Genomic DNA, 14,890 nt, shown 5'->3' with positions numbered 1-14,890 from the left:
TAAAAAAATCAAAAATTTCGGTATAATAGTCAAAGATAGTCAAGGTTCAAAGAAGGAGTTTGATTTACTATGAGATTTAAAAATACATCAGATCATATCGAAGCCTATATCAAGGCGATTTTAGACCAGTCTGGTATCGTGGAATTGCAGCGGAGCCAGTTGGCAGATACCTTTCAGGTTGTGCCAAGTCAGATCAACTATGTCATCAAGACACGTTTTACTGAAAGCAGAGGTTATTTGGTTGAGAGCAAGCGTGGTGGCGGAGGCTACATTCGTATCGGACGGATTGAGTTTTCCAATCATCATGAGATGCTCCGCGATTTGCTTTACTCGATTGGTGAGCGAGTTAGTCAGGAGATTTATGAGGATATTCTCCAGCTTTTGGTGGAGCAGGACTTGATGACCAAGCAGGAAATGACCTTGCTGACTTCTGTAGCAACAGATCGTGTCCTAGGAGAAGAATCCTCAGTTGTCCGTGCCAATATGCTCCGACAGCTATTGCAAGAGGTAGATAGAAAAGAGAAGTAAGATGAACTATTCAAAAGCATTGAATGAATGTATCGAAAGTGCCTACATGGTTGCGAGCCATTTTGGAGCCCATTACCTAGAGTCTTGGCATTTATTGATTGCCATGTCCAATCACAGTTACAGTGTGGCAGGTGCGACTTTAAACGATTATCCATACGAGATGGACCGTTTAGAAGAGGTTGCGTTAGAGCTGACTGAAACGGCCTATAGCCAAGACGAAACCTTTACAGAATTGCCCTTTTCCCATCGTTTGGAGATTCTCTTTGCAGAAGCAGAGTATGTGGCTTCAGTGGTCCATGCTAAGGTGCTAGGGACAGAGCATGTCCTCTATGCGATTTTGCATGATGGCAATGCCTTGGCGACTCGCATCTTGGAGAGAGCAGGTTTTTCTTATGAAGATCAGAAAGATCAGGTCAGAATTGCTGCTCTTCGTCGCAATTTAGAGGAACGTGCAGGTTGGACAAGAGAAGACCTTAAGGCTTTGCGTCAACGCCATCGCACGGTAGCAGACAAGCAAAATTCCATGGCCAATATGATGGGCGGCATGCCTCAGAATCCAAGTGGTGGTCTAGAGGATTACACGCATGATTTGACAGAGCAAGCGCGCTCTGGCAAGTTAGAGCCAGTTATCGGTCGTGACAAGGAAATCTCACGTATGATTCAGATTTTGAGTCGGAAGACCAAGAACAATCCGGTCTTGGTTGGAGATGCTGGTGTCGGGAAAACAGCTCTGGCCCTTGGACTTGCTCAGCGTATTGCTAGTGGGGATGTACCTGCGGAAATGGCTAAAATGCGCGTTTTGGAACTTGATTTGATGAATGTTGTTGCGGGGACACGTTTCCGTGGAGATTTTGAAGAGCGTATGAACAATATCATCAAGGATATCGAGGAAGATGGCAAAGTTATCCTCTTTATCGATGAACTCCACACCATCATGGGTTCTGGTAGCGGTATTGATTCGACTTTGGATGCGGCCAATATCTTGAAGCCAGCCTTGGCTCGTGGAACTTTGAGAACGGTTGGTGCAACCACTCAGGAAGAATACCAAAAACACATCGAAAAAGACGCAGCTCTTTCTCGTCGTTTTGCCAAAGTTACGATTGAAGAGCCAAGTTTAGCTGATAGCATGACGATTTTGCAAGGTTTGAAGGCTACCTATGAGAAACACCACCGTGTGAAAATCACAGATGAAGCTGTCGAAACAGCTGTTAAGATGGCACATCGTTACCTGACCAGTCGTCACTTGCCAGACTCTGCTATCGACCTCTTGGATGAGGCAGCAGCAACTGTGCAAAACAAATCCAAGCATGTGAGAATGGACGAATCCGACTTGAGTCCAGCTGACAAGGCCTTGATGGATGGCAAGTGGAAACAAGCAGGCCAGCTAATCGCAAAAGAGCAGGAGGTCCCTGTCTATAAAGACTTGGTGACAGAATCCGATATTTTGACCACCTTGAGTCGCTTGTCAGGGATTCCAGTCCAAAAACTGACGCAAACAGTTGCTAAGAAGTACCTTAACCTCGAAGCGGAACTGCACAAACGTGTCATCGGTCAAGATCAAGCTGTTTCAAGTATTAGCCGTGCCATTCGCCGCAACCAGTCAGGAATTCGCAGCCACAAGCGTCCGATTGGTTCCTTTATGTTCCTAGGACCGACGGGTGTCGGGAAGACCGAATTGGCCAAGGCATTGGCAGAAGTTCTCTTTGATGACGAATCAGCCCTTATCCGCTTTGATATGAGTGAGTATATGGAGAAATTCGCAGCCAGCCGTCTCAATGGAGCTCCTCCGGGCTATGTGGGCTACGAAGAAGGGGGGGAGTTGACTGAGAAGGTCCGCAATAAACCATACTCCGTACTCCTCTTTGACGAGGTAGAGAAGGCCCACCCAGACATCTTTAATGTCCTCTTGCAAGTCTTGGACGACGGTGTCTTGACAGATAACAAGGGACGCAAGGTTGACTTTTCAAATACCATTATCATCATGACGTCAAACCTTGGTGCGACAGCCCTTCGTGATGACAAGACAGTTGGTTTTGGGGCCAAGGACATTCGTTTTGACCATGAGAATATGGAAAAACGCATCTTCGAAGAGTTGAAAAAAGCTTATCGACCAGAGTTTATCAACCGTATTGATGAAAAGGTGGTCTTCCATAGCTTGGATAGCGACCACATGCAGGAAATTGTCAAGATCATGGTTAAACCGTTGATTGCTAGCCTGGAAGAGAAGGGAATTGACTTGAAACTGCAAGCTTCGGCACTGAAGTTACTAGCTAGTCAAGGCTACAATCCAGAAATGGGAGCCCGTCCACTTCGCAGAACCCTGCAAACAGAAGTGGAAGACAAGCTAGCAGAACTCCTTCTCAAGGGAGAACTGGTAGCAGGTAAGACCCTCAAAATTGGTGTAAAAGCTGGACAATTGAAATTTGATATTGCTTAAAACTAGAGAATCAGGAGGAATCCTGATTCTTTTTCATCACCTTTTTATAAAAAATAATAAAAAACTATTGACAAAACAAAAATATAGTATATAATAAAAACATATAAAATAAAAATATCAAAAATTATAAAAAGGCAAAACGTTTATGAAAAAGAAAACAGCAGTCGTATTTGGAACCTTTGCCCCTCTTCATCAGGGGCATATCGATTTAATCCAGCGAGCGAAGCGTCAGTGTGATCAGGTCTGGGTAGTTGTTTCAGGCTATGAGGGAGACCGAGGGGAGCAGATAGGCTTAACTCTTCAAAAAAGATTTCGCTATATCAGAGAGGCTTTTCGTGACGATGAGTTGACCTCTGTCTGCAAACTGGATGAGACCAACCTTCCCCGTTATCCTATGGGCTGGCAGGAGTGGTTGGACCAGATGTTATCGGAGATTTCCTACGATGAAGCCCAGCAAGAACTGATCTTTTTTGTGGGAGAACGTGACTACCAGCAAGAATTATCTAATCGTGGATTTGGCACTGTCTTGCAAGAAAGAAAGTTTGGAATCTCAGCGACTATGATTCGAGAAAATCCAAGCAAATATTGGAAATACATCGCTCAGCCCTTCCGTCGTCAGTTTACTAAGAAAGTGTTGATTATGGGAAGTGCCAGCAATGGGAAGACTACTCTAGCCAAGGATTTGGCAAGGTATTACGATGCGCCGGTCAGCCTGGAATACGCACGTGAGTACCAGATCAAAAACAATGTCCGCGACGATGAATTGACTCCAAAGGATTACTACTATCTCCTTTTAGGGCAGTATGACCAGACCTCTAAGTTAATTGACAGTAATGCCAATCGAGGCCTAGTGATAGCTGACACAAACTCCTTAGTAACTAAGGGCTACTATGACTATTACATGGAGACAGAGGATCAAGGGGACTTATCAGGAGAAACCTTTGACAATCTCTTTGTTTCGATCTTGGCTAAGGAAAAATGGGACTTGATTCTCTTTGTGCAACCTGTAGGCTCCTATGTCAATGACGGGTTTAGAGATATGACCATGGCAGAAGACCATATTCGTCACAGTTTTTCCCAGCATTTGGACCAGATGAGAGAGCGATATTTAACCACCATTCCTTTAGTTTATCTAGCTGAGGATTACCTAGGCAATTATGAAGCAGCCAAAGTGGCTATAGATACCATTTACCAAGCAGATTAGGAGAAAATTATGAAAACAGTAACTAAAAAAATCACACAATTTATCGAAAACTTTAAAAATGTCCATGCAGAAGCCCGAAAGATCGGTTTTGCAGGAATCATGCGCCTGCTCTGGAAAGATCTCTTTGTCGGCCGTAGTCTTTTCCAGTGGTTGTATCTCATCGCCTTGTCAAGTGTTCCTTTGATCTTGGAGTTCACACAAAATACAGAAAGCCATGACTGGTTGAGCTTGTTTGCATCTTGGACTGGGATTGTCTGTGTTATCTTGGTAGCAGAAGGGCGTGCAAGCAATTATCTCTTTGGGGCTATTAACTCGGCTATCTATTTGATTTTGGCCATGAATGCGACTTTTTATGGCGAAGTCTTGACGACTGTTTACTTCTTTGTCATGCAGCCGATTGGTCTCTATGCTTGGTTGTCCAATCGTATCAATGACCAAGGAAAACCAGAAGAATCCCACTTTGAAGCTAAGAAATTATCTGTTCTTGACTGGCTCAAGTACTTGGTCTTGACTGTTATCATTTGGATTGGCATGGGCTTGGCTTATCAAAGTATCAATAGTGCTCGCCCTTTCCGTGATAGTGTAACCGATGCGACCAATGGTGTTGGTCAGCTCTTGATGACACGTCTCTATCGTGAGCAATGGATTTTCTGGATTGCAACCAATCTCTTTAGTATCTACCTCTGGTGGGGTGAAAACATCCACATCCAAGGGATGTACTGGGTTTACACGCTCAATAGTCTAGTGGGATGGTACCAATGGACCAAGGCAGTTCGAAAGGAGGCATAAGATGGCAGACATAAAGATTCCAGCAGGGATGACGGAAAAAGAATATTTTGAAATTCATGCCAGTCAGGAGGAGTTTTTAGACTGGTACTACAAGCAGGAACTCCCTCAATATGAAAAACCAAGTGTGACAGTAGATATGGTGGCTTACTGCTTTGTCGAAGGAAAGATCAAGCTCTTACTGATCCGTCGCAAGGCCCACCCTTATCAAAACTGTTTGGCCTTAGTTGGAGGCTTTATGGACAAGGGAGAAGATGCTGCCCATGCCTGTCAGCGCGAGGTGAGAGAAGAAGTCAATCTCGATCTACCTTTAGAAAAAATCGAGCAATTGATGACCGTATCGACCCCCGGTCGTGATCCACGTGGCTGGACGGTGACCATTGCCCACTTGGTGTACCTACCTAGTCGTGCCTTAGACCTCGTTCAGGCTGGAGACGATGCTAAGGATGTGGTTTTTGTAGATGTGGATTTTCGGACGGGCAAGTGCTTCCTAGAGGGAGTGGAGTTGGACGAGCAAGCCTTCGCCTTTGACCATTATGCCATTATCCAAGAGTCCATCAAACGAATCCAAGGGCGACTTGACTGGAATCCGACCTTCCTTTATCTGCTGGAAGAGGAGTTCACTGTTTACGAAGGAACTGAACTAGTCAATCTCATCAACCCCGGTCGCCCAATCGTCAGCAATAACTTTCTCGTAAAATACGGCGAATATGTAGAAGAAGTCGGACTCAAGCGAGTTCCTAAAAAGAAACCAAGAAAAACCTATCGATTGAAATAAAAAGCGAGGTCGGAACAAAGTTCCCGACCTTTTTGTTTGCCCTTATTAAGTTACTTTGCTGTTGCGACTGTTTTTATTTTAGAACAATGCAAGCGACTATATAAAGTAGGATGTAAAAAAATAGCTCTAATCTAGGAAATTTTCCTATTTTTTCGTTTCGATTACGAATAGAGATAGTAGAGAGAATAATTTTTAAAATAGTTTCTCTAAATAGTTGACAGATTCAAAGTCCAATGTTACAATTATATTACAAAAAGATTTCTTAGCATTTCAAAAATGTTACAAAGGAGTAGAAAAATGAAAAAGAAAACCTATATCAAATTGATAGCAGCGACTGTATTGGCTTCTACCTTGCTACTGGGAGCTTGTGGAAATAAAAACGAAACCACACAAACCAGTAGCTCTGCAAAGACAAGTCAATCATCAAGTTCTAAAGCAGCTTCTTCTAACAAAGAAAGCAAAACTCAAAAATCTTCAAGCTCAGCTTCATCTGAAAAGGCTCAAGCATCTTCTGATCAGTCTTCTACAACAGCAGATCAGTCACAAGCGAAACCAGCACCTGAATCAAGACAAGAACAAGCAACTCCTAGTCAACCAGCCCCTTCTCAGGCTCCGTCAACCCAGCAAGGTTCTCAAGCCCAGTCTAACCAGTCAAGCTATGATCCAACAACTGACCGCAAACTTCAAGACAAGCAAGCAGAACACAACAAACGCTACAAGGGAGTTTTAACCATGGTGGATGGTGACTTCTCAGCTGCAGCAGGAAACTGGAAGGGAGCGAATGGCGAAACCATTACAGTTTCATCAGGGGGGCAATTCACAGTAGAAACTGCAGATGGAAAGAAAGAAAACTATTCTATCAGAGGCTACTCTTACACTCTTGATGATGGCAAGTATAATGCCAAAATCGGTGGAGGAAAAATCATCCAAATTACAACAGGTGCGGATGGTAAAGTTTCGAGTGTTGCCTTGATTCAATAATAGTATCTAGGTTTTCCTTGGATAAAAAAACCGTAAACTTCAAGTGAGTTACGGTTTTTTGTGTATTAAGCTTTATCTAATTGCAATAGAGCTTCAATCTCAGCCAGGGTGCTTGCTTGGGAAATGGCTCCACGAAGTTTGGCTGCACCAGATGTTCCCCGGAGGTAGTGAGGAGCGAGTCCACGGAATTCACGAACAGCTACGTTTTCCCCCTTGAGGTTAATCAAGCGTTTCAAATGTTCGTAAGCAATTTTCATCTTGTCTTCAAAGGTCAAATCAGGGAGAATTTCTCCTGTTTCAAAGTAATGGTTGATTTGGTTGAAGAGGTAAGGATTTCCCATGGCAGCACGGCCAATCATGACTGCGTCAGCACCGACTTCTTCTATGCGTTGCTTGGCTTCTTGGACAGTACGGATATCACCGTTTGCGATGAAGGGAATCTTGGTCAAGGCTTGAGCGACCTTGTGAAGGGTCTCGAGGTCTGCGTGACCTGTATACATTTGTTCACGGGTACGGCCATGCATGGCGAGGGCAGAAACACCTGCTGCTTCAGCAGCGAGGGCATTTTCTACTGCAAGAGATGGGTCAGACCAGCCAGTGCGCATTTTGACAGTGAGGGGGATATCAAGGACAGATTGGACCTTGTTGATAATAGAGTAGATCTTGTCTGGATCCTTGAGCCACATAGCGCCAGCTTCGTTCTTCACGATTTTGTTGACAGGGCAGCCCATGTTGATATCCACGATATCGGTTTTGGTGTTTTCTTGGATGAATTCTGCTGCGCGTGCTAGGCTGTCTTCATCACTACCAAATAGTTGGATAGAGACAGGGTTTTCGCCTTCATCGATATGAAGCATGTGCAGGGTTTTTTCGTTGTTGTATTGGATTCCCTTGTCAGAGACCATTTCCATAACAACGAGTCCAGCTCCGAGCTCTTTTGCAATAGTACGAAAGGCTGAGTTGGTCACGCCAGCCATAGGTGCTAAAACGGTACGATTGGGAATCTCAACATTGCCAATCATAAAAGGTGTGTTAAGATTTGTCACGAATGAGTTCCTCCAGGTCGTTTTCATCAAAGTTGTAAGTCGTTTGGCAGAATTGACAAGTGATTTCTGCCCCATGGTCTTCCTCTTTCATTTCCTGTAAGTCTGAGCTTGGAAGGCTAGAAAGAGCGTTCATAAAACGTTCATGGCTACAGTCACATTGGAAACGGATTTCTTCTTCAGAAAGACGCTTGTAGGCCTCGTCACCGTAGATAGCCTTGAGGAGGGCTTCGATATGGTCGTCACTTTCCAGAAGGGTTGAGATAGCTGGCATTTCTTGGATGCGTTTTTCAAAGCGAGCAATCTCTTCTTCCTTAGCTCCTGGCAAGACTTGAACTAGGAAACCACCTGCAACCTTGACCTTGTCTTCTTCGTCTAAAAGGACATTGAGGCCGACTGCTGAAGGGGTTTGTTGGCTTTCGGTCAGGTAAAAGGCCAGGTCTTCACCGATTTCCCCAGAGATGAGGGGAGTCATAGAGTTGTAAGGATTTCCAGTACCGTAGTCTGTGATAACGAGGAATTGACCATTTCCAACAAAAGGTCCAACTAGGACTTCACCAGTTGCAGTCTTTTTGATGTCAACACCAGGATTTTGAACGTAGCCTTTGACGTTCCCCTTGGTATCAGCAACGGTGATAATGGCTCCTAGAGAGCTAGATCCCAGTACCTTCACTGTTAGTTTGGTATTTCCTTTTTCATTGGCTGCGAGAATCTGGCTAGCGATAAGAGTTCGACCAAGCGCTACAGTTGAGCTAGCTTGGGTTTGGTGTTTTTCTTGAGCAGTGCGGACGGTTTCTGTGCTATCAAGGACAAAAGCACGAAAGGCTCCGCTTTCTGATATTGTTTTAATAATTTTATCCATAGCTACTATTTTAGCATAAAAATGCCCAAAGGGGGAGCCGTGTGTTTGCTGATTTTTAGGATAATGGACCAGGAAATCAGCATGAAAATAAAAAGAGAAACAGATTATTTCAGCATTTGTAAGATTTATGCTATGCTTAAGGTAGAAAATGAAAGGGGTAACAAATGTATTTAGGAGATTTGATGGAAAAGGCCGAATCTGGCCAATTTTCAATCCTTTCCTTTCTATTACAAGAGTCTCAGACGACCGTCAAGGCTGTAATGGAGGAAACAGGATTTTCAAAAGCAACTCTAACCAAATATGTCACCCTGCTCAATGACAAGGCTTTGGACAGTGGCTTAGAGCTGATTATCTCCTTAGAAGATGAAAATCTGCGTCTGTCAATCGGTGCAGCTACCAAGGGGAGAGATATTCGGAGCTTGTTTTTGGAGAATGCTGTTAAATACCAGATTCTTGTTTATCTTCTCTACCACCAACAGTTTTTAGCCCATCAGCTGGCTCAAGAATTGATGATTAGTGAGGCTACGCTTGGTCGCCACTTAGCTAGTTTGAATCAGATTTTGTCAGAATTTGACTTATCTATCCAAAATGGACGTTGGCGAGGTCCAGAGCATCAGATTCGCTATTTCTATTTCTGTCTTTTCCGCAAGGTCTGGTCCAGTCAGGAATGGGAAGGTCACATGCAGAAACCAGAGAGAAAACAGGAGATTGCCACTTTAGAAGAAATCTGCGGTGCAAGTTTGTCTTCGGGTCAGAAATTGGACTTGGTTCTCTGGGCTCATATCAGTCAACAGCGTCTTCGGGTTAATGCTTGTCAGTTCCAAGTGATAGAAGAGAAAATGCGAGGGTATTTTGACAATATTTTCTACCTTCGTTTGCTGAGAAAGGCTCCGTCCTTTTTTGCTGGACAACACCTTCCTCTAGGAACTGAGGATGGGGAGATGATGATTTTCTTCTCTTTCCTCCTATCTCATCGCATTCTTCCTCTTCATACTATGGAATATATCCTTGGTTTTGGAGGGCAGTTGGCCGATTTGCTGACACAGTTGATTCAAGAAATGAAGAAGGAGGAGTTGCTGGGTGATTATACAGAGGATCACGTTACCTATGAACTCAGTCAGCTTTGTGCTCAAGTCTATCTCTATAAGGGCTATATTTTACAGGACCGCTACAAGTACCAGTTGGAGAATCGTCATCCTTATTTTTTGATGGAACATGATTTTAGGGGAACGGCAGAGGAGATTTTTCATGCCTTGCCTGCCTTTCAGCAGGGGACGGATTTGGATAAGAAAATTCTCTGGGAATGGCTCCAGTTAATTGAATATATGGCTGAAAATGGTGGCCAGCATATGCGGATTGGTTTGGATTTGACATCAGGTTTTCTTGTCTTTTCAAGGATGGCAGCCATTTTGAAACGGTATTTGGAATACAATCGTTTTATTACCATTGAAGCCTATGACCGAACTCGACATTATGATTTGCTGGTTACCAATAACCCGATTCATAAGAAGGAACAGACTCCAGTTTATTATTTAAAAAACGACTTGGATTTGGAAGATTTGGCAGCGATTCGTCAGTTATTATTCACTTAAAAGGCTTGGTTGTTCCAGGTCTTTTTTGTGAAATTCACACAATCTACTCACATTTTTTAAAAAATTAAAAAAAGTTGATGAATAAGAAAGCGCTTTATTTTGTATACTAGTTACTGTAAAGAGGAAACATCCTCAAGATCTTTATCAGGAGGACAGCACATGTCACAAGAAAAATACATTATGGCCATTGACCAGGGAACTACAAGTTCTCGTGCCATTATTTTCAACAAAAAAGGAGAAAAAGTTAGCTCGAGTCAAAAAGAGTTTACCCAGATTTTCCCTCAGGCAGGTTGGGTAGAGCACAATGCCAATGAAATTTGGAACTCTGTTCAGTCAGTTATTGCGGGTGCTTTCATCGAAAGTGGTGTCAAGCCAAATCAAATCGAAGCAATCGGGATTACCAACCAGCGTGAAACAACTGTCGTCTGGGATAAGAAAACAGGGCTCCCTATCTACAATGCTATCGTTTGGCAATCACGTCAGACAGCTCCTTTGGCTGAACAACTAAAAAGTCAAGGTTATGTGGAAAAATTCCATGAAAAGACTGGTTTGATCATCGATGCTTACTTCTCTGCTACCAAGGTTCGTTGGATTTTGGATCATGTAGAAGGTGCTCAAGAGCGAGCAGAAAAAGGGGAATTGCTCTTTGGTACCATCGATACTTGGTTGGTTTGGAAATTGACTGACGGTGCGGCTCACGTGACGGACTACTCAAATGCAGCTCGTACCATGCTTTATAACATTAAAGAACTTAAATGGGATGATGAGATTTTGGAAATCCTCAACATTCCAAAGGCTATGTTGCCAGAAGTTCGTTCTAACTCTGAAATCTACGGTAAGACAGCTCCATTCCATTTCTATGGTGGACAAGTGCCAATCTCAGGTATAGCTGGGGACCAACAAGCAGCCCTCTTTGGACAGTTGGCCTTTGAACCAGGTATGGTCAAGAATACTTATGGAACAGGTTCTTTCATCATCATGAATACTGGTGAAGAGATGCAGTTGTCTGAGAACAATCTTTTGACAACCATTGGTTACGGTATCAATGGCAAGGTTTACTATGCCTTAGAAGGTTCTATCTTCATCGCAGGAAGTGCCATTCAATGGCTTCGTGACGGTCTTCGCATGGTGGAAAATTCACCAGAATCTGAAAAATACGCTCGTGATTCTCACAACAATGATGAAGTTTATGTCGTTCCAGCCTTTACAGGTCTAGGTGCTCCATACTGGAACCAAAATGCCCGCGGTTCTGTCTTTGGCTTAACTCGTGGAACAAGTAAAGAAGACTTTATCAAGGCAACTCTTCAATCTATCGCTTATCAAGTCCGTGATATCATCGATACGATGCAAGTGGATGCGCAGACAGCTATCCAAGTCTTGAAAGTAGACGGTGGTGCAGCTATGAACAATTTCCTCATGCAATTCCAAGCTGATATTTTGGGAATCGATATCGCACGCGCCAAAAACTTGGAAACAACAGCTCTAGGGGCAGCCTTCCTAGCAGGTTTGTCAGTGGGCTATTGGAAAGACTTGGATGAGTTGAAACTCTTGAACGAGACAGGAGAACTCTTTGAACCATCGATGAACGAATCTCGCAAGGAACAACTCTACAAGGGCTGGAAGAAGGCTGTAAAAGCAACGCAAGTCTTTGCGGAAGTAGACGACTAATACTGGAAGAATAAAGCGACTTAGTTAGAAAGTGTGTAAATATGGAATTTTCAAAGAAAACACGTGAATTATCAATTCAAAAAATGCAGGAACGTACCTTGGACCTCTTGATTATCGGTGGAGGAATTACAGGGGCTGGTGTAGCCTTGCAGGCAGCAGCTAGTGGTCTAGATACTGGTTTGATTGAAATGCAGGACTTCGCAGAAGGAACATCCAGTCGTTCAACAAAATTGGTTCACGGTGGTCTTCGTTACCTCAAACAATTCGACGTAGAAGTGGTATCAGACACTGTTTCTGAACGTGCTGTAGTTCAACAAATCGCTCCCCACATTCCGAAACCAGACCCAATGCTCTTACCAGTTTACGACGAAGATGGAGCGACCTTTAGCCTCTTCCGTCTTAAAGTAGCCATGGACTTGTACGACCTTTTGGCAGGAGTTAACAACACGCCAGCTGCTAACAAGGTTTTGAGTAAGGAAGAAGTCTTGGAACGCCAGCCAAACTTGAAGAAAGAAGGCTTGGTAGGAGGTGGGGTTTACCTTGACTTCCGTAACAACGATGCGCGTCTCGTGATTGAAAATATCAAACGTGCCAACCAAGACGGTGCCCTCATTGCTAACCACGTGAAGGCAGAAGGCTTCCTCTTTGACGAAAGTGGCAAGATTACAGGTGTTGTAGCTCGTGATCTCTTGACAGACCAAGTCTTTGAAATCAAGGCCCGTCTGGTGATTAACACAACAGGTCCTTGGAGTGATAAAGTACGTAACTTGTCTAATAAGGGAACCCAATTCTCACAAATGCGTCCAACTAAGGGAGTTCACTTGGTAGTGGACTCAAGCAAGATCAAGGTTTCACAGCCAGTTTACTTTGACACTGGTTTGGGAGATGGTCGTATGGTCTTTGTTCTCCCGCGTGAAAACAAGACTTACTTTGGTACAACGGATACAGACTACACAGGGGATTTGGAACATCCAAAAGTGACTCAGGAAGATGTAGATTATCTACTTGGCATTGTCAACAACCGCTTCCCAGAAGCAAACATTACCATTGATGATATCGAAAGTAGCTGGGCAGGTCTTCGTCCATTGATCGCAGGCAATAGCGCTTCTGACTACAATGGAGGAAATAACGGAACCATCAGTGATGAAAGCTTTAACAACTTGATTGCGACTGTTGAATCTTATCTCTCTAAAGAAAAAACGCGTGAAGATGTTGAGTCTGCTGTCAGCAAGCTTGAAAGCAGTACCTCTGAGAAACATTTGGACCCATCTGCAGTTTCACGTGGTTCGAGCTTGGACCGAGATGACAATGGCCTCTTGACCCTTGCTGGTGGTAAAATCACAGACTACCGTAAGATGGCTGAAGGAGCTATGGAGCGCGTGGTTGACATCCTCAAAGCAGAATTTGACCGTAGCTTTAAACTCATCAATTCTAAGACTTACCCTGTTTCAGGTGGGGAATTGAACCCAGCAAATGTGGACTCAGAAATCGAAGCCTTTGCGCAACTTGGAGTGTCACGTGGCTTGGATAGCAAGGAAGCTCACTATCTCGCAAATCTCTACGGTTCAAATGCACCGAAAGTCTTTGCTCTTGCTCATAGTTTGGAACAAGCACCAGGACTCAGTTTGGCGGATACTTTGTCACTTCACTATGCAATGCGCAATGAGTTGGCTCTGAGCCCAGTTGACTTCCTTCTTCGTCGTACCAACCACATGCTCTTTATGCGTGATAGTTTGGATAGCATCGTTGAGCCAGTTTTAGATGAAATGGGACGATTCTATGACTGGACAGAAGACGAGAAAGCAACTTACCGTGCGGATGTCGAAGCAGCTCTTGCTAACAACGATTTAGCGGCATTAAAAAATTAAGAAAAACTAGAAGAGAGGGAGGTAGGCCTTCCTTGCCTTCTCTCTCCTTCTTTTAAATGGAGACAACGATATGATGAAAGAATTATTTGGAGAATTTTTGGGGACTTTAATCCTTATCCTCCTAGGAAATGGTGTTGTAGCAGGTGTGGTTCTTCCTAAAACCAAGAGTAACAATTCAGGATGGATCGTCATCACGATGGGATGGGGGATTGCCGTTGCGGTTGCCGTCTTTGTATCTGGCAAACTTAGTCCTGCACACTTAAACCCAGCTGTGACGCTTGGTGTAGCCTTAAAAGGTGACTTGCCTTGGGCTTCGGTATTCCCATATATCCTAGCTCAGTTCGCTGGAGCGATGCTTGCTCAAATTTTAGTTTGGTTGCAATTCAAACCACACTATGATGCAGAAGAAAATGCAGGCAATATCCTAGCGACCTTTAGTACTGGACCAGCAATCAAGAACACAGTATCCAACTTGGTTAGTGAAATCCTTGGAACCTTTGTTTTGCTCTTGACAATCTTTGCCTTGGGGCTCTATGACCTTCAGGCAGGATTAGGAACCTTTGCAGTGGGAACCTTGATTGTCGGTATCGGTCTTTCACTAGGTGGGACAACGGGTTATGCCTTGAACCCAGCTCGTGACCTTGGACCTCGTATCATGCACAGTATCCTTCCGATTTCAAATAAGGGAGATGGGGACTGGTCTTATGCTTGGATTCCAGTTGTGGGACCTGTTATCGGTGCAGCCTTGGCCGTGCTTGTATTCTCGCTTTTCTAATCTAGAAAACAATTATTTTTGATAGGGCTTGAGATGAGAATCTCAGGCTCTTTTTGATGGCCAAAACATTAATATCTTAACTTGTCTTAAAATAAGCTAAAACCAACTTTTAAGTGACGGTAAACAGTTGAAAATTAGCATCATAAAGTGGTAAAATGGTAAAAAGATAAGATAGTAAGTGCTTATTTGCACAATATTCCTGAAAGTTTACAGAAAAGAAGTCGAATATGAAAAAAAAGAGAACATTTTATATTTTTTGGGCTCAAACATTCCTGTATTTTGTTATTTTACTAGGCTTGCTATATTTTTTTAGTTACCTTGGACAGGGACAAGGTGGCTTTATCTATAACGAATTTTAACTCAAAGGA

General features: G+C 43.6%; 13 protein-coding genes. 11 read left to right on the top strand and 2 right to left on the bottom strand.

Features of this window, described 5'->3' with window-relative positions:
• Positions 1-69: 69 nt before the first annotated feature.
• The 6 genes from ACIY19_RS02185 (at position 70) to ACIY19_RS02160 (ending at position 6,714) form a co-directional block, all read left to right on the top strand.
• Positions 70-528: a CtsR family transcriptional regulator gene (locus tag ACIY19_RS02185; RefSeq protein WP_001211258.1), complete on the top strand. Its 459-nt coding sequence runs from the start codon at positions 70-72 to the stop codon at positions 526-528.
• A gap of 1 nt (position 529) precedes the next feature.
• Entirely contained in the window at positions 530-2,965 is a 2,436-nt protein-coding gene (locus ACIY19_RS02180; protein WP_409002580.1) for an ATP-dependent Clp protease ATP-binding subunit, read from the top strand.
• Between the two features lie 145 nt (positions 2,966-3,110).
• The gene (locus ACIY19_RS02175; protein WP_409002579.1) at positions 3,111-4,169 is read left to right on the top strand and encodes an AAA family ATPase; all 1,059 of its coding nucleotides are present in this window, start codon (positions 3,111-3,113) and stop codon (positions 4,167-4,169) included.
• A gap of 9 nt (positions 4,170-4,178) precedes the next feature.
• Positions 4,179-4,958 carry a nicotinamide riboside transporter PnuC gene (gene pnuC, locus ACIY19_RS02170; protein ID WP_409002578.1) on the top strand — a complete coding sequence of 260 codons (780 nt, stop codon included), beginning with the start codon at positions 4,179-4,181 and terminating at the stop codon, positions 4,956-4,958.
• 1 nt (position 4,959) lies between these two features.
• Complete coding sequence (locus ACIY19_RS02165) at positions 4,960-5,733, top strand: NUDIX domain-containing protein (protein WP_409002577.1); 774 nt, start codon at positions 4,960-4,962, stop codon at positions 5,731-5,733.
• 297 nt (positions 5,734-6,030) lie between these two features.
• Positions 6,031-6,714 carry a hypothetical protein gene (locus ACIY19_RS02160; protein ID WP_409002576.1) on the top strand — a complete coding sequence of 228 codons (684 nt, stop codon included), beginning with the start codon at positions 6,031-6,033 and terminating at the stop codon, positions 6,712-6,714.
• Positions 6,715-6,779: 65 nt separating this feature from the next.
• Here the strand turns inward: ACIY19_RS02160 and dusB are convergent, their stop codons facing one another.
• Positions 6,780-7,760: a tRNA dihydrouridine synthase DusB gene (dusB, locus tag ACIY19_RS02155; protein ID WP_000183317.1), complete on the bottom strand. Its 981-nt coding sequence runs from the start codon at positions 7,758-7,760 to the stop codon at positions 6,780-6,782.
• A complete protein-coding gene (gene hslO / locus ACIY19_RS02150; RefSeq protein ID WP_000357853.1) occupies positions 7,747-8,619 on the bottom strand; it encodes an Hsp33 family molecular chaperone HslO in 873 nt (290 codons plus the stop codon). Before hslO ends, dusB begins: the two co-directional genes overlap by 14 nt.
• A gap of 164 nt (positions 8,620-8,783) precedes the next feature.
• Here hslO and ACIY19_RS02145 point away from each other — a divergent pair, with 164 nt between their 5' ends.
• The 5 genes from ACIY19_RS02145 to ACIY19_RS02125 all read left to right on the top strand — a co-directional run bounded on the left by ACIY19_RS02145 (position 8,784) and on the right by ACIY19_RS02125 (position 14,881).
• A complete protein-coding gene (locus ACIY19_RS02145) occupies positions 8,784-10,211 on the top strand; it encodes a helix-turn-helix domain-containing protein (protein ID WP_409002575.1) in 1,428 nt (475 codons plus the stop codon).
• A gap of 159 nt (positions 10,212-10,370) precedes the next feature.
• Complete coding sequence (gene glpK / locus ACIY19_RS02140; RefSeq protein WP_409002574.1) at positions 10,371-11,879, top strand: glycerol kinase GlpK; 1,509 nt, start codon at positions 10,371-10,373, stop codon at positions 11,877-11,879.
• A gap of 41 nt (positions 11,880-11,920) precedes the next feature.
• On the top strand, positions 11,921-13,747 hold the full coding sequence (gene glpO / locus ACIY19_RS02135) for a type 1 glycerol-3-phosphate oxidase (RefSeq protein ID WP_409002573.1): 1,827 nt from the start codon (positions 11,921-11,923) through the stop codon (positions 13,745-13,747).
• 70 nt (positions 13,748-13,817) lie between these two features.
• Positions 13,818-14,522, top strand: coding sequence for an MIP/aquaporin family protein (locus ACIY19_RS02130; RefSeq protein ID WP_096408665.1), 705 nt, complete (start codon positions 13,818-13,820; stop codon positions 14,520-14,522).
• A gap of 227 nt (positions 14,523-14,749) precedes the next feature.
• Positions 14,750-14,881 (top strand): teichoic acid D-Ala incorporation-associated protein DltX, encoded by a 132-nt coding sequence (locus ACIY19_RS02125; protein WP_061407648.1) that lies wholly within the window; start codon positions 14,750-14,752, stop codon positions 14,879-14,881.
• The last annotated feature ends 9 nt before the right edge of the window (positions 14,882-14,890 follow it).

The organism is Streptococcus sp. ST14, from assembly GCF_046098195.1.
GTDB lineage: Bacteria > Bacillota > Bacilli > Lactobacillales > Streptococcaceae > Streptococcus.
The sequence above is the reverse complement of the archived record's forward strand: the minus strand, read 5'-3'. Positions and strand labels throughout refer to the sequence as shown.

What these genes read in the sequence shown, in the direction of transcription:
- ACIY19_RS02185 (WP_001211258.1), top strand. Translation starts at nt 70, where the DNA reads ATGAGATTTAAAAATACATCAGATCATATCGAAGCCTATATCAAGGCG.
- ACIY19_RS02180 (WP_409002580.1), top strand. Translation starts at nt 530, where the DNA reads ATGAACTATTCAAAAGCATTGAATGAATGTATCGAAAGTGCCTACATG.
- ACIY19_RS02175 (WP_409002579.1), top strand. Translation starts at nt 3,111, where the DNA reads ATGAAAAAGAAAACAGCAGTCGTATTTGGAACCTTTGCCCCTCTTCAT.
- pnuC (WP_409002578.1), top strand. Translation starts at nt 4,179, where the DNA reads ATGAAAACAGTAACTAAAAAAATCACACAATTTATCGAAAACTTTAAA.
- ACIY19_RS02165 (WP_409002577.1), top strand. Translation starts at nt 4,960, where the DNA reads ATGGCAGACATAAAGATTCCAGCAGGGATGACGGAAAAAGAATATTTT.
- ACIY19_RS02160 (WP_409002576.1), top strand. Translation starts at nt 6,031, where the DNA reads ATGAAAAAGAAAACCTATATCAAATTGATAGCAGCGACTGTATTGGCT.
- hslO (WP_000357853.1), bottom strand. Translation starts at nt 8,619, where the DNA reads ATGGATAAAATTATTAAAACAATATCAGAAAGCGGAGCCTTTCGTGCT.
- ACIY19_RS02145 (WP_409002575.1), top strand. Translation starts at nt 8,784, where the DNA reads ATGTATTTAGGAGATTTGATGGAAAAGGCCGAATCTGGCCAATTTTCA.
- glpK (WP_409002574.1), top strand. Translation starts at nt 10,371, where the DNA reads ATGTCACAAGAAAAATACATTATGGCCATTGACCAGGGAACTACAAGT.
- glpO (WP_409002573.1), top strand. Translation starts at nt 11,921, where the DNA reads ATGGAATTTTCAAAGAAAACACGTGAATTATCAATTCAAAAAATGCAG.
- ACIY19_RS02130 (WP_096408665.1), top strand. Translation starts at nt 13,818, where the DNA reads ATGATGAAAGAATTATTTGGAGAATTTTTGGGGACTTTAATCCTTATC.
- ACIY19_RS02125 (WP_061407648.1), top strand. Translation starts at nt 14,750, where the DNA reads ATGAAAAAAAAGAGAACATTTTATATTTTTTGGGCTCAAACATTCCTG.